The organism is Pseudomonas frederiksbergensis (genome assembly GCF_003732705.1).
GTDB classification, from domain to species: Bacteria; Pseudomonadota; Gammaproteobacteria; order Pseudomonadales; family Pseudomonadaceae; genus Aquipseudomonas; species Aquipseudomonas frederiksbergensis_F.
The window spans coordinates 177,428-199,669 of sequence record NZ_MOBR01000002.1 but is presented as its reverse complement, the minus strand read 5'-3'; the positions used below and the strand labels follow the sequence as shown (position 1 = coordinate 199,669).

Annotated in this window: 19 protein-coding genes and 2 pseudogenes; 13 read left to right on the top strand and 8 right to left on the bottom strand. The window is 60.9% G+C overall.

All coding sequences use genetic code 11. The features are described 5' to 3' along the window. Window positions 1-13: 13 nt before the first annotated feature. From hutH (BK667_RS01575) to BK667_RS01510, 13 genes and pseudogenes are all read left to right on the top strand, one after another. The gene (hutH, locus tag BK667_RS01575) at window positions 14-1,537 is read left to right on the top strand and encodes a histidine ammonia-lyase (RefSeq protein ID WP_123596617.1); all 1,524 of its coding nucleotides are present in this window, start codon (window positions 14-16) and stop codon (window positions 1,535-1,537) included. A 114-nt stretch (window positions 1,538-1,651) separates the two neighbouring features. Further along, window positions 1,652-3,184 carry a histidine ammonia-lyase gene (gene hutH / locus BK667_RS01570; protein ID WP_123511155.1) on the top strand — a complete coding sequence of 511 codons (1,533 nt, stop codon included), beginning with the start codon at window positions 1,652-1,654 and terminating at the stop codon, window positions 3,182-3,184. 133 nt (window positions 3,185-3,317) lie between these two features. After that, a complete protein-coding gene (gene hutI, locus BK667_RS01565) occupies window positions 3,318-4,523 on the top strand; it encodes an imidazolonepropionase (RefSeq protein WP_123596616.1) in 1,206 nt (401 codons plus the stop codon). Between the two features lie 10 nt (window positions 4,524-4,533). Further along, window positions 4,534-5,334: an N-formylglutamate deformylase gene (gene hutG / locus BK667_RS01560; protein ID WP_123596615.1), complete on the top strand. Its 801-nt coding sequence runs from the start codon at window positions 4,534-4,536 to the stop codon at window positions 5,332-5,334. A gap of 257 nt (window positions 5,335-5,591) precedes the next feature. Further along, complete coding sequence (locus BK667_RS01550; protein WP_123596613.1) at window positions 5,592-6,548, top strand: choline ABC transporter substrate-binding protein; 957 nt, start codon at window positions 5,592-5,594, stop codon at window positions 6,546-6,548. A 156-nt stretch (window positions 6,549-6,704) separates the two neighbouring features. Further along, window positions 6,705-7,622: an alpha/beta hydrolase gene (locus BK667_RS01545; protein ID WP_123596612.1), complete on the top strand. Its 918-nt coding sequence runs from the start codon at window positions 6,705-6,707 to the stop codon at window positions 7,620-7,622. A gap of 104 nt (window positions 7,623-7,726) precedes the next feature. Continuing rightward, the gene (gene pip / locus BK667_RS01540) at window positions 7,727-8,698 is read left to right on the top strand and encodes a prolyl aminopeptidase (protein WP_054054666.1); all 972 of its coding nucleotides are present in this window, start codon (window positions 7,727-7,729) and stop codon (window positions 8,696-8,698) included. After that, on the top strand, window positions 8,695-9,132 hold the full coding sequence (dtd, locus tag BK667_RS01535; RefSeq protein WP_123511142.1) for a D-aminoacyl-tRNA deacylase: 438 nt from the start codon (window positions 8,695-8,697) through the stop codon (window positions 9,130-9,132). The genes pip and dtd overlap by 4 nt, the downstream gene beginning before the upstream one ends. 276 nt (window positions 9,133-9,408) lie before the next feature. Continuing rightward, window positions 9,409-11,232: a glucan biosynthesis protein gene (locus tag BK667_RS01530; protein WP_123511141.1), complete on the top strand. Its 1,824-nt coding sequence runs from the start codon at window positions 9,409-9,411 to the stop codon at window positions 11,230-11,232. Then, entirely contained in the window at window positions 11,225-13,795 is a 2,571-nt protein-coding gene (gene mdoH / locus BK667_RS01525) for a glucans biosynthesis glucosyltransferase MdoH (RefSeq protein ID WP_123511138.1), read from the top strand. The genes BK667_RS01530 and mdoH overlap by 8 nt, the downstream gene beginning before the upstream one ends. A 503-nt stretch (window positions 13,796-14,298) precedes the next feature. Beyond that, window positions 14,299-15,095, top strand: a pseudogene (locus BK667_RS01520) (transporter substrate-binding domain-containing protein). A 140-nt stretch (window positions 15,096-15,235) separates the two neighbouring features. Further along, window positions 15,236-16,195 (top strand): amino acid ABC transporter permease, encoded by a 960-nt coding sequence (locus tag BK667_RS01515; RefSeq protein ID WP_123596611.1) that lies wholly within the window; start codon window positions 15,236-15,238, stop codon window positions 16,193-16,195. Beyond that, complete coding sequence (locus BK667_RS01510; RefSeq protein WP_123596610.1) at window positions 16,188-16,922, top strand: amino acid ABC transporter ATP-binding protein; 735 nt, start codon at window positions 16,188-16,190, stop codon at window positions 16,920-16,922. The genes BK667_RS01515 and BK667_RS01510 overlap by 8 nt, the downstream gene beginning before the upstream one ends. Window positions 16,923-17,045: 123 nt before the next feature. Here BK667_RS01510 and BK667_RS33900 read toward each other — a convergent pair whose 3' ends face one another. The 8 genes and pseudogenes from BK667_RS33900 to hisI form a co-directional block, all read right to left on the bottom strand. Then, window positions 17,046-17,759, bottom strand: a complete 714-nt coding sequence (locus tag BK667_RS33900; RefSeq protein WP_375538755.1) for a methyl-accepting chemotaxis protein — start codon at window positions 17,757-17,759, stop codon at window positions 17,046-17,048. 144 nt (window positions 17,760-17,903) lie between these two features. After that, window positions 17,904-18,962, bottom strand: a pseudogene (locus BK667_RS33895) (methyl-accepting chemotaxis protein); the annotation flags it as partial. A 207-nt stretch (window positions 18,963-19,169) separates the two neighbouring features. Continuing rightward, a complete protein-coding gene (locus BK667_RS01500) occupies window positions 19,170-19,877 on the bottom strand; it encodes a 16S rRNA (uracil(1498)-N(3))-methyltransferase (protein WP_123596608.1) in 708 nt (235 codons plus the stop codon). Further along, on the bottom strand, window positions 19,874-20,668 hold the full coding sequence (gene tatC / locus BK667_RS01495) for a twin-arginine translocase subunit TatC (RefSeq protein ID WP_123511126.1): 795 nt from the start codon (window positions 20,666-20,668) through the stop codon (window positions 19,874-19,876). Before tatC ends, BK667_RS01500 begins: the two co-directional genes overlap by 4 nt. Continuing rightward, complete coding sequence (gene tatB, locus BK667_RS01490; protein ID WP_123596607.1) at window positions 20,665-21,114, bottom strand: Sec-independent protein translocase protein TatB; 450 nt, start codon at window positions 21,112-21,114, stop codon at window positions 20,665-20,667. Before tatB ends, tatC begins: the two co-directional genes overlap by 4 nt. Window positions 21,115-21,124: 10 nt before the next feature. Next, entirely contained in the window at window positions 21,125-21,403 is a 279-nt protein-coding gene (locus tag BK667_RS01485) for a twin-arginine translocase TatA/TatE family subunit (protein WP_123402561.1), read from the bottom strand. Window positions 21,404-21,428: 25 nt separating this feature from the next. Then, entirely contained in the window at window positions 21,429-21,761 is a 333-nt protein-coding gene (locus BK667_RS01480; RefSeq protein WP_007899279.1) for a phosphoribosyl-ATP diphosphatase, read from the bottom strand. Next, the gene (hisI, locus tag BK667_RS01475; RefSeq protein WP_123596606.1) at window positions 21,754-22,155 is read right to left on the bottom strand and encodes a phosphoribosyl-AMP cyclohydrolase; all 402 of its coding nucleotides are present in this window, start codon (window positions 22,153-22,155) and stop codon (window positions 21,754-21,756) included. The genes BK667_RS01480 and hisI overlap by 8 nt, the downstream gene beginning before the upstream one ends. Window positions 22,156-22,242: the final 87 nt, after the last annotated feature.

The following is a 22,242-nucleotide window of genomic DNA, read 5'->3' as shown; positions in this document are numbered from 1 at the left end:
CAAGAGGTCAAAGATGTCCCAGGCTGAAAAAATCGTTATCGCCGACGCCCCGTTGCGTTGGCAGGATGTGGTGGCCGTCGCCCGTCATGGCGCGCAGCTTGAGCTGTCGCCCGAGACCTGGGCGCGGATCGACAATGCCCAGGCCATCGTGCAGCGCATCGTCGCCAGCGGCGAGCGTGCGTATGGCGTCAACACCGGTCTCGGTGCCTTGTGCAACGTCTCGCTGAAAGACGAACAACTCAGCCAACTGTCGCGCAACACCTTACTCAGCCACGCTTGCGGCGTCGGCGCGCCATTGGCCGATGAACAGACCCGCGCGATCATCTGCGCCGCCATTCGCAACTACAGCCACGGTAAATCCGGCATTCATCGCCGGGTGGTCGAAGGCCTGCTGGCGCTGCTCAATCGCGGCATCACCCCGCAAGTGCCGTCCCAGGGTTCGGTGGGTTACCTGACCCACATGGCCCACATCAGCATCGCGCTGTTGGGCGTCGGCAATGTCAGCTATCGCGGGCAGATCGTTTCCGCGCAACAAGCCCTAGCCGAAGAAGGCCTGGAGCCGGTTCAGCTCGGCGCCAAGGACGGTTTGTGCCTGGTCAACGGTACGCCGTGCATGACCGGCCTGAGCTGCCTGGCCCTGGCCGACGCGACGCGTCTGGTGCAATGGGCCGATGTAATCGGCGCCATGAGTTTCGAAGCCCAGCGCGGTCAGATTGCTGCATTCGACGCCGAAATCATCGCGCTCAAACCACACCCGGGCATGCAGCAAGTCGGGATCAATTTGCGGGCATTGCTCTATGGCAGTGAAGTGATTGCGTCGAGCAAAGGCATTCGCACCCAGGATGCCCTGAGCATCCGTTCGATTCCGCAGGTTCACGGCGCCGCTCGCGATCAGCTCGAACACGCGAAAAAACAGATCGAAACCGAACTCAACTCGGTCACCGACAACCCGATGCTGCTGGGTACACCGGACAACTATCGCGTGATGTCCCAGGCCAACCCGCACGGTCAATCCGTGGCCATGGCGGCGGATCTGCTGGCGATGGCCATGGCCGAAATCGGCTCCATCGCCGAGCGTCGCCTGGATCGTTTGATCAACCCGCATGTCAGCGGTTTGCCGGCATTCCTGGTGGCCAATCCGGGGGTTAACTCCGGGATGATGATCGTCCAGTATGTCGCCGCTTCGCTGTGTGCGGAAAATCGCCAATTGGCGCAACCGGCAGTGCTCGACAACTACGTCACCTCGGGCTTGCAGGAAGACCATTTGAGCCTGGGCACCAATGCCGCGCTGAAGCTGCATCGCGCCTTGGAAAACGTTACGCAGATCCTCGCTATCGAGTACCTGTTGGCGGCCCAGGCGTTTGAATTTTTGAAAGAACAGCGTTTTGGCGCTGGCACTGATACCGCGTGGCGTCTGCTGCGTGAGCGCGTTCCGGCCTATGACCAGGACCGTTGGCTGGCACCGGACATTGCCGCTGCTGCCGGCGTGTTGAAAGACCCGATTTTGCTACACAAGGCTTTACCCAACCTGAACTGAAATCCACAACACCAGCGTGCCAAGGCGCGGCTCTCCACAAACGAGACGCGACGGACAACGGACATCTCCGGAGCGTCTGGTTAGTTAATAACAAACTCTCAAAAGGAGAATGATGTGACTGCGCTTAATTTGATTCCCGGCCAACTGAGCCTTGCCCAACTGCGTGACGTGTACCAGCAACCGGTGAAACTCACCCTCGACAACAGCGCCTCGGCCCAGATCGAAGCCAGCGTTGCCTGCGTGGAACAGATCCTCGCCGAGAACCGCACCGCGTATGGCATCAACACCGGTTTCGGCCTGCTGGCCTCCACCCGCATCGCCAGCGAAGACCTGGAAAACCTCCAGCGCTCCCTGGTGTTGTCCCACGCCGCCGGTGTCGGCGAGCCGATCAGCGACGCGCTGGTGCGCCTGGTCATGGTGCTTAAGGTCAACAGCCTGAGCCGTGGTTTCTCCGGGATTCGTCGCGTGGTGATCGACGCGCTGATCGCGCTGATCAACGCCGAGGTTTACCCGCACATTCCGTTGAAAGGCTCGGTCGGTGCCTCCGGTGATTTGGCGCCTCTGGCCCACATGTCGTTGGTGCTGCTGGGTGAAGGCAAGGCTCGCTACAAAGGCGAGTGGATGGAAGCCACCGAAGCGCTGAAAATCGCCGGTCTGACGCCGCTGACCCTCGCTGCCAAAGAAGGCCTGGCACTGCTTAACGGCACTCAGGTGTCGACCGCTTATGCCTTGCGCGGTTTGTTCGAAGGTGAAGACCTGTTCGCCGGCGCCCTGGCCATCGGTGGCATGACCGTTGAAGCGGTATTGGGCTCGCGCTCGCCGTTCGACGCGCGGATCCACGCCGCCCGTGGTCAGAAAGGCCAGATCGACGCCGCTGCTGCTTACCGCGATTTGCTGGGCGAGCGCAGTGAAGTGTCCGATTCCCACGAGAACTGCGAAAAGGTTCAGGACCCGTACTCCCTGCGCTGTCAGCCGCAAGTCATGGGCGCCTGCCTGACCCAGTTCCGTCAGGCCGCCGAAGTACTGGCCGTCGAAGCCAACGCCGTCTCCGACAACCCGTTGGTGTTCGCAGCTGAAGGCGACGTGATCTCTGGCGGTAACTTCCACGCAGAGCCAGTGGCCATGGCCGCTGACAACATGGCGCTGGCTATCGCGGAAATCGGTTCCCTGAGCGAACGTCGTATCTCGCTGATGATGGACAAGCACATGTCGCAACTGCCGCCGTTCCTGGTGGCCAATGGCGGCGTGAACTCCGGCTTCATGATCGCCCAGGTGACTGCGGCGGCACTGGCCAGCGAGAACAAGGCGCTGTCCCATCCGCATTCGGTGGACAGCCTGCCGACGTCGGCCAACCAGGAAGACCACGTGTCGATGGCCCCGGCCGCCGGCAAGCGTCTGTGGGAAATGGCCGAAAACACCCGCGGTGTGTTGGCCGTGGAATGGCTGGCGGCGTGCCAGGGCCTGGATTTGCGCGAAGGTCTGAAGACTTCGACCAAACTGGAGAAGGCCCGCGCGATCCTGCGTGCTGAAGTGCCGTTCTATGAGAAGGATCGGTTCTTTGCGCCGGACATCAATGCGGCCAGTGAGTTGTTGGCCACGCGGTGCCTGAATGAACTGGTTTCGGCGAAGTTGCTGCCTAGCCTCTAACTCTCCCACCCACCGATCGTTCCAACGCTCTGCGTGGGAATGCAGCCCGTGACGCTCCGCGTCACTGGACGCGGAGCGTCCCAAGAGGCATTCCCACGCAGAGCGTGGGAACGATCAAGACGAGGAATTCGGGATGAAAACTCTCTGGCAACACTGCCACGTCGCAACCATGGCGCAAGGCGTCTACTCGATCATCGAGGATGCGGCCATCGTGACGTCCGGTGCGCACATTGAGTGGATCGGCCCACGTGCTGAACTGCCGTCCGGCGAATACCCGGCCGTCAACGATTTGAAAGGGGCCTGGGTCACTCCGGGCCTGATCGACTGCCACACCCACACGGTGTTTGGCGGTAACCGCAGCGGTGAATTCGAGCAACGCCTGCAAGGCGTCAGCTACTCGGAAATCGCTGCGGCCGGTGGTGGCATCGCCAGCACCGTGCGCGCCACCCGTGCAGCCAGCGAAGACGAATTGTTCGCCAGCGCCGCCAAGCGCTTGAAAAGCCTGCTGCGCGACGGCGTGACCACGGTCGAGATGAAGTCCGGCTACGGTCTCGACCTGGCCAGCGAACGCAAGATCCTGCGGGTCATCCGCCGCCTCGGCGCCGAACTGCCGGTCAGCGTGCGCAGCACTTGCCTGGCCGCCCACGCCTTGCCGCCGGAATACAAGGATCGCGCCGACGACTACATCGATCACATCTGCGCCGAGATGTTGCCAGCCCTGGCTGCCGAAGGGCTGGTCGATGCCGTAGACGCCTTCTGCGAATACCTGGCGTTCTCGCCGGCTCAGGTCGAGCGGGTGTTCGTCACCGCACAAGAACTCGGATTACCGGTGAAACTGCACGCCGAGCAGTTGTCGTCGCTCCATGGTTCGAGCCTGGCCGCGCGTTACCACGCACTGTCCGCCGATCACCTGGAATTTATGGACGAAGACGACGCCATCGCCATGGCCAAGTCCGGCACCGTCGCGGTGCTGCTGCCGGGTGCGTTTTACTTCCTGCGTGAAACCCAGTTGCCACCGATGGACGCCCTGCGTAAGCACAAGGTGAAAATCGCCATCGCCAGCGACCTCAACCCCGGCACCTCGCCGGCGTTGTCATTGCGCTTGATGTTGAACATGGCCTGCACGTGCTTCCGCATGACCCCGGAAGAAGCCCTGGCCGGCGCCACGATTCATGCCGCCACCGCACTGGGCATGGCCGAGACTCACGGTTCGCTGGAAGCCGGCAAGGTCGCAGACTTCGTCGCTTGGCAAATCGATCGTCCCGCCGACCTGTCGTACTGGCTGGGCGGCGACCTGGAAAAACGCGTCGTGCGTCATGGCGTCGAAACAAGCCTTTAGGAGAACAGTTGTGGATAAGGTTCTGAACTTCAAACAAGGCCGCGTGCCGCTGCTGATCAGCATGCCCCACGCCGGCCTGCGCCTGACCCCGGCGGTCGAGGCCGGGTTGATCCCCGATGCACGCAGTCTGCCGGATACCGATTGGCACATTCCGCAGCTTTATGAATTCGCCGCCGAACTGGGCGCCAGTACCCTGGCCGCCGAGTACTCGCGATTTGTCATCGACCTGAACCGACCGTCCGACGACAAGCCTTTGTATGTCGGCGCCACCACCGGTCTGTACCCGGCGACGCTGTTCGACGGTATTCCATTGTTCCGCGAGGGCATGGAACCGTCGGCGGCCGAACGCGCGACGTATCTGGAACAGGTCTGGACGCCGTATCACAGCACTTTGCAGAACGAGTTGGCGCGATTGAAAGCCGAGTTCGGCTACGCGCTGCTGTTCGATGCGCACTCAATCCGCTCGATCATCCCGCACCTGTTCGACGGCAAACTGCCGGACTTCAACCTCGGCACGTTCAACGGTGAAAGTTGCGATCCACAGTTGGCCATTCAACTGGAAGCGATCTGCGCGACACACACCGACTACAGCCATGTGCTGAACGGGCGCTTCAAGGGCGGCCACATCACCCGGCATTACGGCAACCCGGCCGAAAACATCCATGCGGTGCAACTGGAGCTGGGGCAGTGCACGTACATGGAAGAATTCGAGCCGTTCCGCTATCGCCCGGATTTGGCGGCGCCGACGCAGGTGGTGCTCAAGGAGTTGCTGGAAGGGTTGTTGGCTTGGGGCCAGAAGCACTACGCGTAACGGATCGTTCCCACGCTCCGCGTGGGAATGCCTCAAGGGACGCTCCGCGTTCCAGCTCTCGAATGGGACGCAGAGCGTCCCGGGCTGCATTCCTTTGCTGCGCGTGGGAACGATCAGCACTTCGCTATCAAGTCGCCACCGTGCAAATCTCGGTCGCTACAGTTCGCTTTTACCCTCTCGACGCTGCGTAATGTTCTGGGCACGGTGCATGAAGACACCGGCCCCCAACAATAATCTGCCGCACGAGAACGCCATCCATGACAAGCACCAAAGGTTTGTTCACCCGCTGTCTCTCAATCCTCTGCGGTACCGCTCTTCTGAGCACCGGCGTCCTGGCCAGTGAAGACCCCTCCTGCAAGGCTGTGCGCATGGGTGTGGTCAACTGGACCGACGTGATCGCTACCAGCGGCATGGCCGACGTGTTGCTCAATGGCCTGGGCTACGAAAGCAAGCAAACCAGCGCCGTGCAGCAAATCATCTTCGCGGGCATCCGTGACAAACGCCTCGATATTTTTCTGGGTTACTGGAAACCGGCGATGGACAAGAACATCGCCCCGTTCGTCGCAGCCAATCAAGTGAAGGTCATGGACACACCAAGCCTGGCCGACGCCCAGGCCACCCTCGCCGTACCTGACTACGTCGCCGCGGCGGGCCTGAAAACCTTTACCGACATCGCTAAATTCAAGGAACAGCTCGGCGGCAAGATCTACGGCATCGAGCCAGGCAGCGGCGCCAACACCAATATCAAAACGATGATCGAGACCAATCGCTTCGGCCTGAAGGATTTCAAACTGGTCGAGTCCGGTGAGGCGGGCATGCTCGCCGCCGTGCAACGGGCGGTGAACCACAAGGAGTTCGTGGTGTTCGTCGGCTGGACCCCGCACCCGATGAACATCAACATGAAAATCGCCTACCTGACTGGCAGCGAAGATATCTACGGCCCGAACGAAGGCGCTGCGACTGTCTCTACGGTGACTGCCCCGGATTACGCCGAACGCTGCCCGAACGTGAATCGCCTGCTGCAGAACCTGACCTTCACTGCGGCCCAGGAAAGCCAGTTGATGGTGCCGATCATGGAGCGCAAGACGCCTCAGGAGGTTGCCAAGGCCTGGTTGCGTGATCACCCGGAAGATCTGCAGCGTTGGCTGGCCGGGGTTAGCAGTTTTGATGGCAAGGATGGCGTGGCCACCGTACAGGCCAGCCTCAAACCCTGACGCCAGACGCAAAACCTTGTGGGAGCGAGCCTGCTCGCGAAGGCGGTATGTCAGACAAATTAGTATCGACTGACACGACCTCATCGCGAGCAAGCTCGCTCCCACAGGGATCTCCATTTCCAGACACAATCCCCTGAACAGGCTCACAGCAAGCCCATGTCTACTTTCCCCCTCTCTGACCAAATGTCAGCCTTCGTCGAGAAAACCCTCGTCTTCAACAGCACCGACAGCAGCCTCAACGGGTTGCGCCAGGCCTACAGCGAGATGTGTCGGGCGTTTACCCCGCCACGTCCCGCCGGGCTTGAAGTCACCGACTTCACCTTGGCGGGCGTGGCAGTACGCTCCTATCGACCGCCAGTGACGCCACCGACCGGCGGTTGGCCGTGCATTCTGTATCTGCACGGCGGCGGTTGGGTGGTCGGGGATCTGGATTCCCATGATTTCATCTGCGCTGAACTGGCGACGGCATTGGGGACAATGGTGGTGGCCGTGGATTATCGGCTGGCGCCGGAGCACCCCTTCCCGGCGGGGTTCGACGATTGCCTGAAAGTCTGGCGCGCCTTGCGCTCGGGGCCATTCTGGTTCGATCCGGAACGGATGCTGGTGGCCGGGGACAGCGCCGGCGGAAATCTGGCCGCGGCGTTATGCCTGGCCCTGCGCGATGCGGGCGAGCCGATGCCTTGCGCACAAGTGCTGATTTATCCGGGCCTGGGTGGCGATCATCAATTACCGTCCCGCAGCGAATGCGCCGACGCACCGTTGCTCAGCAGCAGCGATGTGGATTGTTATCACGCACTCTATTTACGCGGCACCGCACAACCGAGCGCTTATGCCATGCCATTGCTCGCCGACGATTTCAGCGGCTTGCCCTGCGCGTTGATCGCCGTGGCGCAATTCGATCCGCTACGCGACGACGGCGTGCGCTACGCTGAACGACTCAATGCCGCTGGCGTGAGCGTGAAACTGTACGACGGGGAAGGGCTGGTGCACGGCTGCCTGCGCGGCCGCGGGCAGGTCGCCGAGGTCGACCGACTGTATGAAAACCTGCTCGGGTTTCTGGCTGACAGACTCTGACGCTGCAAGGACATGCTCATTGACGTAATTCGGGTTTATGATGCCGGACGGCAGAATAATTGAAGTCCCCACAGGGATGACCTCGACCCCTTACGGAGCGTGCAATGCAGACTTTGTACCCGCAGATCAAACCCTACGCCCGGCACGATCTGGCCGTCGATAAAACCCACACACTGTACGTCGACGAAAGCGGTTCACCGGAAGGGTTGCCGGTGGTGTTCATTCACGGCGGCCCCGGCGCCGGATGCGATGCACAGAGCCGCCGGTACTTCGATCCAAACCTGTATCGCATTGTGACCTTCGACCAGCGCGGCTGCGGTCGCTCCACGCCCCACGCCAACCTGGAAAACAACACCACCTGGGATCTGGTCGCCGACCTTGAGCGGATCCGCAAGCACCTGAACATCGAAAAATGGGTGCTGTTCGGCGGCTCCTGGGGCTCGACCCTGGCCCTGGCCTACGCGCAAACCCACCCGGAGCGTGTGCACGGCTTGATCCTGCGTGGGATCTTTCTCTGCCGTCCGCAGGAAATCGAGTGGTTCTATCAGGCTGGCGCCAGCCGTCTGTTTCCCGACTACTGGCAGGACTACATCGCGCCAATCCCGCTGGACGAGCGCGGCGACCTGCTCACCGCTTTCCACAAGCGCCTGACCGGCAACGATCAGATCGCCCAGATGCACGCAGCCAAGGCCTGGTCCACCTGGGAAGGCCGGACCGCGACCCTGCGCCCGAACCCGCTGGTGGTTGATCGCTTCTCCGAGCCGCAGCGCGCGCTGTCGATTGCCCGGATCGAATGCCACTACTTCACCAACAACGCTTTCCTTGAGCCGAACCAGTTGATCCGCGACATGGGCAAGATCGCCCATTTGCCCGGCGTGATCGTTCATGGCCGTTACGACGTGATCTGCCCGTTGGACAATGCCTGGGAACTGCATCAAGCCTGGCCCAACAGTGAGCTGCAGGTGATCCGCGACGCCGGCCACGCCGCGTCCGAACCGGGTATCACCGACGCCCTGGTGCGCGCCGCTGGTCAGATGGCCCGGCGCTTGCTCGATCTGCCACCTGAAGAAGCATGAAGGGCCTGCTGCAACGCGTGCGTGGCGCGCGAGTCGAGGTGGCGGGGGAGGTGGTTGGCGCGGTTGACCAGGGTTTGTTGGTACTGGTGGCGGTCGAGCCCGAGGACACTCGGGCCAGCGCCGACAAACTTCTGCATAAACTGCTTAACTATCGTGTATTCAGTGATACAGAAGGCAAGATGAATCTGTCCCTCACGGATGTCGGTGGTGGCTTGCTGCTGGTCTCGCAGTTCACCCTGGCGGCCGATACCAAGAGCGGGTTGCGCCCGAGTTTTTCGACGGCGGCGCCTCCGGCCCTGGGCGAAGAACTTTTCGACTATTTATTAGGTAAAGCGAAAGAGGTGCATGGCACTGTGGCATCAGGTAGATTCGGCGCGGATATGCAGGTGCATCTGGTCAATGATGGCCCGGTCACCTTCCTGTTACAGACCTGAAACGCCTTGAAACCTGTTTTTAAGGGCGTTTGGACTGAAAACAGGGGTTTTTCGCGATAAATACTTTGTTACCCCCTGATGCTTTGTAACGCGGCCTACTAGATAATCGCGCGCTACGGGGATCAGCGTTCGTTGGCCCATTTTGACTTAGGTAGAGACTTGCCCGGACCTGTTGGGGAATCATTTAGCCCCATAGGAGTCGGAACAATGCTCGCCAACCTGGCATATAGATAGCTGGCCGTTGGTTTTTTGATCTGTTTTCGGCGAGGGTTGCTCGTGATTGTTAGTCCCTGTAATGCACCAAAATTGTCTGCCCAACGGTTCCGAAGCGCTCTGGTAGCGGGCTCTGCACTGCTGTGCCTGCTCAGCGCCGGCCAGCTTTGGGCATTCAACCTGGATGATGTGTCGGTCAAGGCGAAAGAGCTGGCCGGGCAAAAATACGAAGCCCCGCGCAGTAACCTGCCGAACGAATTCCGCGAGATGAAATTCGCGGACTATCAGAAAATTCGTTTCCGCACTGAAAAAGCCGAGTGGGCCGATCAGAAAACCCCGTTCAAGCTTTCGTTCTATCACCAGGGCATGCACTTCGACACCCCGGTGAAAATCAACGAAATCACGGCTAACACCGTCGAAGAGATCAAATACGACCCAAGTCGTTTCGATTTCGGCGATGTGTCGTTCGATCCTAAAGCCACCGAACAACTGGGCTATGCCGGTTTCCGTGTGCTGTACCCGATCAACAAGGCCGACAAGCAAGACGAAATCATGACCATGCTCGGCGCGAGCTACTTCCGCGTGGTCGGCAAGGGTCACACCTATGGCTTGTCCGCTCGCGGCATGGCCATCGATACCGCATTGCCGTCCGGCGAAGAATTCCCGCGTTTCACCGAGTTCTGGATTCAACAGCCGAAACCGGGTGACAAGCACCTGGTGATCTTCGCCCTGCTGGATTCGCCGCGTGCCACCGGTGCGTACCGCCTGACCCTGCGTCCGGGCAGCGACACCGTGGTTGACGTCAAGGCGCGCATGTTCCTGCGTGACAAGGTCACCAAGCTTGGCGTTGCACCGCTGACCAGCATGTTCCTGTTCGGCGCCAACCAGCCGTCCAAAGTGCTGAACTATCGCCGCGAGCTGCATGACTCCAGCGGTCTGTCGATCCATGCCGGCAACGGCGAGTGGATCTGGCGCCCACTGAACAACCCGAAACATCTGGCGGTGAGCAACTTTGCCATCGAAAATCCGCGTGGCTTCGGCTTGCTGCAACGTGGTCGTGACTTCAGCCACTACGAAGATCTCGACGACCGCTACGACAAGCGCCCAAGTGCCTGGATCGAGCCAAAAGGCGATTGGGGCAAGGGTTCTGTAGACCTGGTGGAAATTCCGACCGCCGACGAAACCAACGACAACATCGTGGCTTTCTGGAGCCCGGAAAAACTGCCTGAGCCAGGCCAGCCGCTCGACGTCGCCTATCGCATGCACTGGACCATCGACGAAGCCGCCATTCACGCTCCCGACAGCGCCTGGGTCAAACAGACCCTGCGTTCCACCGGCGACGTCAAACAATCCAACCTGATCCGTCAGCCGGATGGCACCGTTGCCTATCTGGTGGACTTCGAAGGCCCGTCCCTGGCCGCATTGCCGGAAACCGCAGACGTGCGCAGCCAGGTCAGCGTTGGCGACAATGCCGAGCTGGTCGAGAACACCGTGCGCTACAACCCTGAAACCAAGGGCTGGCGCCTGACGCTGCGCATGAAGATCAAAGACGCGAGCAAGGCCACCGAGATGCGTGCATCTCTGGTCGAGAAGATCGTGCCTGAGGATCTGGCCAAGTCTTCGATTCCTGCTTCCAATTCCTCTGTTGCCAAGGCCGACAAGGTCGCCGCCAAGCAACAGGAGAAAGCGGACAAGGAAGCCAAGGACGCCAAGCAAGCTGAAGCCAAACAGGCCGATGCCAAGCCGGTTGCCGACACCAAGAACAAGGACAACAAAGACGCCAAGCAGCCAGTCGCTGCGGACGCGGCCCCAGCCACACCGGATTCGGCGGCGACTGATGAAGTCCTGACCGAAACCTGGAGCTACCAGTTGCCTGCCGATGAGTAATTCTCAAGTAAAGCCAGAGACTCTGTCGGAGTATCTGGCGCATTTACCGATGACCGACGAGCAGCGCGCGGAACTCGCGGGCTGCCAGTCCTTCAGTGAACTGCACCAGCGTCTGTCGTCCTCGACGTTCGACGCACCGGCCGAGGCTGCACAAGCCTCGGTGGGCAAGCGCCTGCTCCTGAACAGTGCCGAAGAACTGGAAGAAGCGGAAATGCTGGCGGTTGACGCCAGCGGTCGTGTGGTACTCAAAGCGACCCCGCCGATTCGCCGGACCAAAGTCGTGCCGGAGCCGTGGCGTACCAACATTCTGGTACGTGGCTGGCGCCGGATGACCGGTCGCACCAATCCGCCGGCGCCGCCGAAGGATGAACGCGTGTTGCCGGCGGCTCGCTGGCGCACCGTCGGTTCGATCCGTCGCTACATTCTGCTGGTGCTGATGCTCGGCCAGACCATCGTTGCCGGTTGGTACATGAAAGGCATCATGCCGTACCAGGGCTGGTCGTTCGTCGACCTGAACGAAGTGCTGCATCAATCGCTGTTGCAGACCGCTACGCAAGTGCTGCCGTATGCGCTGCAAACCAGCATCCTGATTCTGTTCGGGATTCTGTTCTGCTGGGTGTCGGCCGGTTTCTGGACCGCACTGATGGGCTTCCTCGAATTGCTCACCGGTCACGACAAATACCGTATTTCCGGCAAAAGCGCCGGCAACGAGCCGATTGCCAAGGACGCACGCACCGCACTGGTGATGCCGATCTGCAACGAAGACGTGCCACGTGTATTTGCCGGTCTGCGGGCGACTTTCGAGTCGGTCGCCGCCACGGGTGACCTGGATCGTTTCGACTTCTTCGTCCTCAGCGACAGTAACGAAACCGATATCTGCGTGGCCGAACAACAGGCCTGGCTGGACGTCTGCCGCGAAGCCAAGGGCTTCGGCAAGATCTTCTATCGCCGCCGTCGCCGTCGCGTCAAACGTAAAAGCGGCAACCTCGACGACTTCTGCCGTCGTTGGGGCGGTGACTACAAATACATGGTCGTGCTCGACGCGGACTCCGTGATGAGCGGCGAATGCCTGACCAGTCTGGTGCGCTTGATGGAAGCCACGCCGGACGCCGGGATCATCCAGACCGCGCCACGGGCGTCGGGCATGGACACTCTTTATGCGCGCATGCAGCAGTTCGCGACCCGGGTGTACGGCCCGCTGTTCACCGCCGGCCTGCACTTCTGGCAGTTGGGCGAATCCCACTACTGGGGCCACAACGCGATCATCCGCATGAAGCCGTTCATCGAGCACTGCGCCCTGGCGCCGTTGCCGGGTAAAGGTGCTTTTGCCGGTGCGATTCTGTCCCACGACTTCGTCGAAGCTGCGCTGATGCGCCGTGCCGGCTGGGGTGTATGGATTGCCTACGACTTGCCGGGCAGCTACGAAGAACTGCCGCCGAACCTGCTGGACGAACTCAAGCGTGACCGTCGTTGGTGCCACGGCAACCTGATGAACTTCCGGCTGTTCCTGGTCAAGGGCATGCACCCGGTGCACCGTGCGGTGTTCCTGACGGGCGTGATGTCTTACCTGTCGGCGCCGTTGTGGTTCTTCTTCCTCGTGTTGTCCACGGCGTTGCTGGCGGTGAATACGTTGATGGAGCCGCAGTACTTCATGGAGCCGCGACAGCTCTATCCGCTGTGGCCGCAATGGCATCCGGACAAGGCTGTGGCGCTGTTCTCGACAACCATCGTGCTGCTGTTCTTGCCGAAGCTGTTGAGCATCATCCTGATCTGGGCCAAGGGCGCGAAAGAGTTCGGTGGCAAGTTCAAGGTGACGTTCTCGATGCTGCTGGAGATGTTGTTCTCCATGCTGCTAGCGCCGGTGCGGATGATTTTCCACACCCGTTTCGTACTCGCCGCGTTCCTCGGCTGGGCCGCGACCTGGAACTCGCCACAACGTGACGACGACTCCACGCCATGGAGCGAAGCGGTCAAGCGCCACGGCCCGCAAACCTTGCTGGGCTTCTTCTGGGCCCTGCTGGTGATCTGGCTGAACCCGAGCTTCCTGTGGTGGTTGGTGCCGATCGTCGGTTCGCTGATGCTGTCGATCCCGGTGTCGGTGATCTCCAGCCGTGTCGGCCTGGGCCTCAAGTCCCGTGACGAGAGCCTGTTCCTGATCCCTGAGGAATACAATCCGCCACAAGCGCTGCTGGCGACCGATCAGTACACCCATGAAAACCGTTATCACGCGCTGAAAGACGGTTTTGTGCGGGCGGTGGTCGATCCACAGCAGAACGCGTTGGCGTGCTCGCTGGCGACGTCCCGTCACGGTCAGGCCGAGCCGATCGAGTGGTTGCGAGTGGAGCGGGTTCGTCATGCGTTGAAGGCCGGGCCTGCCGGGCTGAACAACCATGAGCGCCTGCAACTGCTGAGCGATCCGGTGGCATTGGGTCGCCTGCATGAGGCGGTCTGGAGCGAAGGCCACGCCGAGTGGCTGGACGCCTGGCGGCAATCGGTGAAAGCCGATCCCCATGCGCCGCTGCTACCGCTCAAGCCACTGAGTGCACAGCCTCAGTTGGCATAACGAAAAACCCCGCGAAAGCGGGGTTTTTTGTTTGGGGCGTGGCTGGAATTTGTATTGACCCTCAGAACCACCCCTCTCCCTAACCCTCTCCCCAGAGGGGCGAGGGGACTGACCGAGGTGTCTTGCGTCATACATCGACCTGAAATACCGAGTCGAACTCAGGATTGAAGCGCCCCCGATCTGCTCCCTTCCCCTAAGGAAGAGGGGACTAATCGAGTTGTTCTTGGAGCTACATCGACTTGAGATACCGAGTCAAGCGCAGGTCTCGAAAGGCCCCCGATCTGCTCCCTTTCCCCCTCTCCCCTTTGGGGAGAGGGCTGGGGTGAGGGGTCGATCTTGAATTCAAAACAAATCCCAACCAAACCCTTGTGCAAACAACCCAGTGCGATAGGATCCGTCCCCGAATTGGTGCGCCCGAACAGCTTTCTGTTCGTATCTGCCGGTTTTCCAAGGAAAATCGCCGATTGCGCGCCTCACAACGCAATGGTTTTGGGGACTTGATGATGAAGAAGTATCTGTCGATGCTGCTGGTCGGCGTCACGGCATTGGTTGCAGTCAGCGCGGCGCAGGCCGGTGCCATCGATGACGCGGTCAAGCGTGGCACGCTGAAAGTCGGCATGGACCCGCCTACATGCCCTTCGAAATGACCAACAAGCGCGGCGAGATCATCGGCTTCGAAGTCGACATCCTCAAGGCCATGTCCAAGGCCATGGGCGTGAAGTTGGAGCTGGTATCCACCGGTTACGACGGCATCATCCCGGCCCTGATGACCGACAAGTTCGACATGATCGGCAGCGGCATGACCCTGACCCAGGAACGCAACCTGCGCCTGAATTTCAGCGAACCGTTTATCGTGGTCGGCCAGACCCTGCTGATCCGCAAGGACCTGGAAGGCACCATCAAGTCCTATAAAGACCTGAATACCGAAAACTATCGCATCACCTCCAAACTAGGCACCACCGGCGAGATGGTCGCCAAGAAGCTGATCTCCAAAGCCACGTACCACGGCTACGACAACGAGCAGGAAGCCGTGCTCGACGTGGTCAACGGCAAGGCCGACGCGTTCATCTACGACGCGCCGTACAACGTGGTCGCGGTGAGCAAGGTCGGCGCCGGCAAACTGGTGTTCCTCGACAAGCCGTTCACCTACGAACCGCTGGCCTTCGGCCTGAAGAAGGGCGACTACGACAGCCTCAACTTCATCAACAACTTCCTGCACCAGATCCACGAAGACGGCACCTACGATCGCATCCATGACAAGTGGTTCAAAGACACCGCTTGGCTCAAGGACATGGATTAACCCCACCGCTGATCGTTCCCACGCTCTGCGTGGGAATGCCGCCCGGGACGCTCCGCGTCCCTTCGCTGGCGTGACGCAGAGCGTCACAGGATGCATTCCCACGCAGAGCGTGGGAACGAGCGAATCTAAGAGTCCTGCAAATGAAACCTGAAAAATCCCAACTGCCCTGGCACTTGCTAACGGTGCTGGTGCTGATCGGCCTGGCCGGCGCGTTGTATTACGCCACCTCGCTGATGTCCTACGAATGGCGCTGGAACCGCGTGCCGCAGTACTTCGCCTACCACGCCGAAGAATCCCAGCGCGCCGCCGACATCTCCACGGTTAGCGAACTGGTACGCCAGGGCGGCAAGGCCGAAGTCACCCTGCGCAATGACGCCGGCGATGAGCAGCACCTGAGCGTCGACGACAACAGTCTGCAAGTCGCCCAAGACGATGACGTGGCGGAAGGCGACGTGATCGGCGTCACCCGGCATTGGGCCGCCGGACCGTTGCTGTGGGGGCTGTGGACCACACTGTGGCTGTCGGTGGTGTCTGGCGTGCTCGGTCTGTTGATCGGCCTCGCCACCGGCCTGTGCCGTCTATCCAACAACCCGACCCTGCGCGATCTCTCGACCATTTACGTCGAACTGGTGCGCGGTACGCCGTTACTGGTGCAGATCTTCATTTTCTACTTCTTCATCGGCACCGTGATGAACCTGTCCCGGGAGTTCGCCGGGATCGCCGCGCTGTCGCTGTTCACCGGCACCTACGTGGCGGAAATCATCCGCTCCGGCGTCCAGTCCATCGCCCGTGGCCAGAACGAGGCCGCGCGATCCCTGGGCTTGAGCGCCGGACAATCAATGCGCCATGTGGTACTGCCGCAAGCATTGAAACGCGTGCTGCCGCCGCTGGCCGGGCAATTCATCAGCCTGGTGAAAGACACTTCGCTGGTGTCGGTGATCGCCATCACCGAACTGCTGAAAAGCGGCCGCGAAGTCATCACCACCTCGTTCTCGCCGTTCGAAATCCTGTTCTGCGTGGCCGGGCTGTACCTGTTGATCAACCTGCCGCTGTCGAAAATCGCCAGCCGGCTTGAGCGGAGGCTCGCGCAAAGTGATTGAAGTCCGCGATCTGGTAAAAGTCTTCGACACCCGTGGCCAGGTGGTGCGCGCGGTGGATAACGTGTCCACGACCGTGGCCAGGGGCGAAGTGCTGGTGGTGATCGGGCCGTCCGGCTCCGGCAAATCAACCTTCCTGCGCTGCCTCAACGGCCTGGAAGCATTCGATTCGGGCTCGGTGAGCATCGACGGTTTGCAACTGGCCGACCCGAAAACCGACGTAAATGCCTATCGTCGGGAAGTCGGCATGGTGTTCCAGCACTTCAACCTGTTCCCGCACATGACCGTGCTGGAAAACCTCTGCCTGGCCCAGAAGGTCGTGCGCAAGCGCGGCAAAAAGGAGCGCGAGGCCAAGGCCCTGGCATTGCTGGAGAAGGTCGGCATTGCGCAGAAGGCCAACGAGTTTCCGTCACGCCTGTCCGGCGGCCAGCAGCAGCGTGTGGCGATTGCCCGGGCGCTGGCGATGGAACCGAAGGTCATGTTGTTCGACGAGCCGACCTCGGCGCTGGACCCGGAAATGGTCGGTGAAGTGCTGGACGTGATGAAAACCCTGGCCGTGGAAGGCATGACCATGGTCTGCGTGACCCACGAAATGGGCTTTGCCCGGGAAGTCGCGGATCGGGTGTTGTTCTTCGATCACGGCAAATTGCTGGAAGACGCTTCGCCGGCGCAGTTCTTTGATGCGCCGAAGGATCCTCGGGCGCAAGCGTTTTTGCGGCAAGTCCTCTAACTGATCGTTCCCACGCTCTGCGTGGGAATGCATCCAGTGACGCTCTGCGTCACGCTTGAGAAGGGACGCGGAGCGTCCCGGGCGGCATTCCCACGCAGAGCGTGGGAACGATCGGTTTGCTGATTAAACCTTGAACCGCCCCACCAACATCTGCAAATGCGTCCCCAGCCGCGCCAACTCAACGCTGGACGCCGCCGTCTCTTCACTCGCCGCCGAGGTCTGTTCGGACACATCGCGCACGTTCAGCACGCTGCGGTTGATCTCTTCGGCCACGGCGCTCTGCTGCTCGGCGGCTGCGGCGATCTGCTGGTTCATTGACTGGATCGCCGACACCGTACGGGTGATGCTGGCCAGCGAACCGCCGGCGCGGCGGGTCAGTTCGACGCTGCTGTCGGTCAGGCTGCGGCTGTTGTCCATGATGGTCGCGACTTGCTGGGTGCCGGTTTGCAGGCCGACGATCAGCTCTTCGATTTCTTCGGTGGACTTCTGGGTGCGCTGGGCCAGGCTGCGGACCTCATCGGCGACCACCGCAAAACCGCGTCCGGCTTCACCGGCACGGGCGGCTTCAATCGCCGCGTTGAGCGCCAGCAGGTTGGTCTGTTGCGCCACGGACTTGATCACGTCGAGCACGCTGCCGATCTTGTCGCTTTCGCGCTTCAGATCGCTCATGGCGACGGTGGAGTTGCCGACTTCGATGGCCAGGCGTTCAATTTGGGCGATGGCTTCACCGACAACCTTGTCACCTTCGCGGGCCTGCTGATCAGCGGCGACGGCAGCTTCGGAAGCTTCTTCAGCGTTACGTGCGACTTCCTGCACGGTGGCCGTCATTTCGTGCATGGCGGTGGCCACCTGGTCGGTTTCCACCTTCTGGCTGTTGACCCCGGCGCTGGTTTGCTCGGTCACGGCGGACAGCTCTTCGGCAGCGCTGGCGATCTGCGTGACGCCATCGCTGATGCCGCCGATCAACTCGCGCAGACCCAGGGTCATGCTCTGCATGGCACGCTGGAGCTGGCCGAGTTCGTCCTGGCGTTCGGAGATCAGGTTGTGGGTCAGGTCGCCAGCGGCCACGCGCTCGGCGACTTTGAGGGTCTGGCTCAGGGGGATGACGATCTGGCGAGTGATGGCCCAAGCGGCGAGCAAGCCAAACGCCAGGGCGAGAACCGTGGCCATCAGCAACAGGTTCTTGGCGTGGGCGGCATCGGTGTCACGCACGACGGTTTGCGAAATGGTCAGTTTCTTGCTGAGTTCGCGCAGATTGTCGCCTTGGTCAGCCATACGCTTGAGGGCGGCAGCGCTGGCGACCTGGGAGTCGCGGTACTGGCTGACAGCGGCGCGGTAGGCCTTGAGCGAATCGGAGGCCTGTTGCAGGTTGGCGCTGAACTGTTCCGGCAGTTTGGCTGGCAGGCTCTCGAGGTTTTTCAGGGCGTTATCGATGGCGTCCAGCGCAGGCTGTTCGGCCTCGGTCTTGGCGCTGTAGGTGTAGCCGCGTACCTGGAAGCGCGCTTGCTGGATCAGCTTGCTCAGGTCGATCACGCTGTTGAACTGGGCGACGCTGTCACCTTGCAGCAGTGCCTTCTCGACCTCAGACACCTTGGCCACTGCGTTGTCGGCGGTTGCGCCGAGTTTGCTGCGGGCATCTTCGCGGTTGGCACCGGCCTGGATCATGGCGGTGAAGGCTTGCCGGTACTGGCTGACGCCGGCCAGTTGCTGGTCGATCATCGCGACGTCGGCGGGTTGCTCGATCATCTTGCGTGCGGTTTGCAGGCCGGCGTCGATCTGATCCAAATAGCCGTTGACCGCGCCCGGGCCTTGTTCGCCACGGCGCATTTCGTAGTCCAGGCGCGCCACGCGTAAATCCTTGGCCAGCTCATTGATGCTGGCAATGAACCCGAGCTTGTCGCCACGGCTCATCACACCCGTCAAACCGGTCCAGGCGGTAAAGGTGATCAACAAGGTCAGGAGCAGGACGAGACCGAAGCCGACACCCAGTTTGCGATTAACGCTTACGTTTCCCAGTTTCTCGGCTAGCCAACGGTACATGCTGCTACTCCCCTCGAACCACAATTTGGTTTTATAGGAGCTGTATCGGCTGGCGAGTGGGAATCTGTAGGCGTACACGTTGGTTGTGACGACGAAATCCCCTGTAGGAGCAAAGCTTGCTCGCGATGGCGGCGTGTCAGTCAATAGAGGGGTGACTGACCGTTCGCTATCGCGAGCAAGCTTTGCTCCTACAGAAGAAGGGTGCGGTTAGAAGAGGCGGGCGAGCAGCGCTGTAACGGCGGTTTCAACCCGCAGAATACGATCGCCCAGTTGCACCGGATTCAGCCCGGACTTGCCCAGCAATTCGATTTCATAAGGAATCCAGCCACCTTCGGGGCCGATGGCCAACGTCACCCGTTCGTCCAGGCCGCGAGGGCAGGGCGGGTAATTTCCGGGATGGCCAACCAGGCCGAGGGTGCCTTCAGTGATTGCCGGCAGCCGGTCTTCGACGAACGGCTTGAAGCGCTTCTCGATGACGACTTCCGGCAGCACGCTGTCCCGGGCCTGTTCCAGACCCAGGATCAACTGCTCGCGAATCGCCTCGGGTTCCAGGAACGGCGTTTGCCAGAAGCTCTTCTCGACACGGTAGCTGTTCACCAGCACGATCCGTGGCACACCCATGGCCGCCACGGTCTGAAACACCCTACGGAGCATTTTCGGGCGTGGCAGGGCCAATACCAGGGTCAACGGCAGCTTGGTCGGTGGCTGTTGATCGAGAACGACGCGTAATTCAGCTTCACCGGCGTCCAGGCGCAGCACTTCGGCCGAACCCATCAGCCCGCCGATCCGCCCGACGCGCATGCTGTCGCCCACCTCACAGCGGTGGACTTCCTGCATGTGGGTCAAGCGCCGATCACGCAGGATCACCCGGTCGGCCGCAATGAAGTCGGCCTCTTCGAGAAGCAGCAGGTTCACGGCTGGGTCGCTGGCGGCTGGTCGTTGTGATCGTCAGCCGGTTGGTCGTCCGGGTGTTCGCCACGCTTGCTGACCAGGCTGCCGAACAGGATGCCGATCTCGAACAGCAGCCACATCGGTACGGCCAACAGCGTTTGCGAGAAGATGTCCGGCGGGGTCAGGATCATGCCGACCACGAAGCAGCCGATGACCACGTACGGGCGGATTTTCTTCAGGTATTTGACGTCGACCACGCCGATCCACACCAGCAGCACCACGGCCACCGGGATCTCGAACGCCACGCCGAAGGCGAAGAACAGCGTCATGACGAAATCGAGGTAACTGGTGATGTCGGTCATCATTTCCACGCCGGCCGGGGTGGCGGCGGCGAAGAATTTGAAGATCAGCGGGAAGACCAGGTAATAGGCGAATGCCATGCCGGTGTAGAACAGCATGATGCTGGAGATCAGCAATGGTACGGCGATGCGCTTCTCGTGCTTATACAGGCCCGGAGCGATAAAGCCCCAGATCTGATGCAGGATCACCGGGATCGCCAGGAACAGCGAGACCATCATCGTCAGTTTCAGCGGCGTCAGGAACGGCGACGACACGTCGGTGGCAATCATCGTCGCACCGACCGGCAGGTACGCCCGCAACGGCGTCGAGACGAAGGTGTAGATCTGCTGGGTGAACGCGAACAACCCGGCGAAGATGATGAAAATCGCCGCTACACAGCGCAGCAGGCGAGTACGCAACTCGGTGAGGTGCGAAACCAGTGGCATGTGCTGGTCGTTTTCAGGAAGTTCGCTCATGGGGCTCGCGGCGGCAATGTAGGGTCGTGAGGAGCCGGCGTTGTCGGCGCGGCGGGCGCAACAGGTTCTACGGGTGTCGGCGCGGGGACAACAGGCGCGGGCTCGACGCCGCCCATGGTGGCCACCGGTTCAGTGCCCGGCGCGTGAATCGTCGGCTCGACCACCGGTTCAACCGGCTGCACCGGGGTAGCTTCCTGCTGGGTTGGCGTGAAGATCTTCCGCGCCTCCTGTTCCAGCGACAGAATGTGCTCGTTGTGCAGTTGCCGACGAATCTCGTCGGCACCGATTTCACGTTCAACTTCCTGTTTGATCGCGTTGAAGCTGCGCTTCAGCCGCCCGATCCACAGACCGGCGGTGCGCGCAGCGCCCGGCAAACGCTCGGGACCCAGCACCAGCAGGGCAACGAGGCCGACGAGCAGCAGTTCAGAGAAGCTGATACCAAACATTAGTCAGTGCTCACACGTCTTTGCGGATCGGCTCTTCGACTTTCTGTGCCTGCACGTCGATGGTGTGCGGCTGGTTCAGTGGCGAGGTCGTGGTTGGTTGAGCAGGTGGCACCGGTTGCGCCGGGGTCACGGTTGGGTCAACCGGCTTCTCTTCGTCGTTCATGGCTTTGCGAAAGCCCTTGATCGACTCGCCAACGTCAGTGCCGAGGTTTTTCAGTTTCTTGGTGCCGAACACCAGCACCACGACAACCAGGATGACGATCCAGTGTTTCCAGTCAAAAATGCCCATGTTGCTGCTCCTCTCAAATAGTTATTCAGGCGGACGGACGCGAGGCTTTCTCGGCGTGTCCGGACAGACCGAAACGACGGTCCAGTTCATCGAGCACAGCCTGTGGATGCTGCCCCAGTTGGGCGAGCATGACCATGCTGTGGAACCACAAATCGGCGGTTTCGTAGATCACGTCGCTGCAGTCACCGCTGATGGCGGCATCCTTGGCGGCAATGATGGTTTCGACCGACTCTTCGCCGACTTTTTCCAGAATCTTGTTCAAGCCCTTGTGGTACAGGCTGGCGACATACGAGCTGTCGGCGGCGGCGCCTTTGCGCTCTTCCAAAACCTGCGCCAGACGGGTGAGAGTGTCACTCATGTGTGTGTCCTGCGGAATAGATGGCGTGCGGATCTTTCAGGACCGGATCGACGGTTTTCCAGTCGCCGTTCTCGAAGACGCGGTAGAAGCAGCTCTGGCGGCCGGTATGGCAGGCGATGCCGCCAATTTGCTCGACCATCAGGATGATCACGTCGGCGTCACAGTCCAGGCGCATCTCATGCAGGGTCTGCACGTGACCGGACTCTTCACCCTTGCGCCATAACTTGCCACGGGAACGCGACCAGTAAATGGCCCGGTTCTCGGCAGCGCTCAATTCCAGCGCTTCGCGGTTCATCCAGGCCATCATCAGGACGCGCCCGGTCTTGTGATCCTGGGCAATCGCCGGCACCAGTCCGTCAGCATCCCACTTGATCTCGTCCAGCCAGTTTTTCATGGTCCGTCCCGGAGCAGCGGCGAGCTTTAAGCTGCAAGCTGCAAGTAAAAAACAATCTGCGTCGTGCACACGAAGCGCTTGAAGCCT

What these genes read in the sequence shown, in the direction of transcription:
- BK667_RS01545 (WP_123596612.1), top strand. Translation starts at nt 6,705, where the DNA reads ATGTCTACTTTCCCCCTCTCTGACCAAATGTCAGCCTTCGTCGAGAAA.
- pip (WP_054054666.1), top strand. Translation starts at nt 7,727, where the DNA reads ATGCAGACTTTGTACCCGCAGATCAAACCCTACGCCCGGCACGATCTG.
- hutH (WP_123596617.1), top strand. Translation starts at nt 14, where the DNA reads ATGTCCCAGGCTGAAAAAATCGTTATCGCCGACGCCCCGTTGCGTTGG.
- BK667_RS01485 (WP_123402561.1), bottom strand. Translation starts at nt 21,403, where the DNA reads ATGGGCATTTTTGACTGGAAACACTGGATCGTCATCCTGGTTGTCGTG.
- BK667_RS01550 (WP_123596613.1), top strand. Translation starts at nt 5,592, where the DNA reads ATGACAAGCACCAAAGGTTTGTTCACCCGCTGTCTCTCAATCCTCTGC.
- hutI (WP_123596616.1), top strand. Translation starts at nt 3,318, where the DNA reads ATGAAAACTCTCTGGCAACACTGCCACGTCGCAACCATGGCGCAAGGC.
- BK667_RS33900 (WP_375538755.1), bottom strand. Translation starts at nt 17,759, where the DNA reads ATGCACGAAATGACGGCCACCGTGCAGGAAGTCGCACGTAACGCTGAA.
- BK667_RS01515 (WP_123596611.1), top strand. Translation starts at nt 15,236, where the DNA reads ATGAAACCTGAAAAATCCCAACTGCCCTGGCACTTGCTAACGGTGCTG.
- tatB (WP_123596607.1), bottom strand. Translation starts at nt 21,114, where the DNA reads ATGTTTGGTATCAGCTTCTCTGAACTGCTGCTCGTCGGCCTCGTTGCC.
- BK667_RS01480 (WP_007899279.1), bottom strand. Translation starts at nt 21,761, where the DNA reads ATGAGTGACACTCTCACCCGTCTGGCGCAGGTTTTGGAAGAGCGCAAA.
- hisI (WP_123596606.1), bottom strand. Translation starts at nt 22,155, where the DNA reads ATGAAAAACTGGCTGGACGAGATCAAGTGGGATGCTGACGGACTGGTG.
- dtd (WP_123511142.1), top strand. Translation starts at nt 8,695, where the DNA reads ATGAAGGGCCTGCTGCAACGCGTGCGTGGCGCGCGAGTCGAGGTGGCG.
- tatC (WP_123511126.1), bottom strand. Translation starts at nt 20,668, where the DNA reads ATGAGCGAACTTCCTGAAAACGACCAGCACATGCCACTGGTTTCGCAC.
- mdoH (WP_123511138.1), top strand. Translation starts at nt 11,225, where the DNA reads ATGAGTAATTCTCAAGTAAAGCCAGAGACTCTGTCGGAGTATCTGGCG.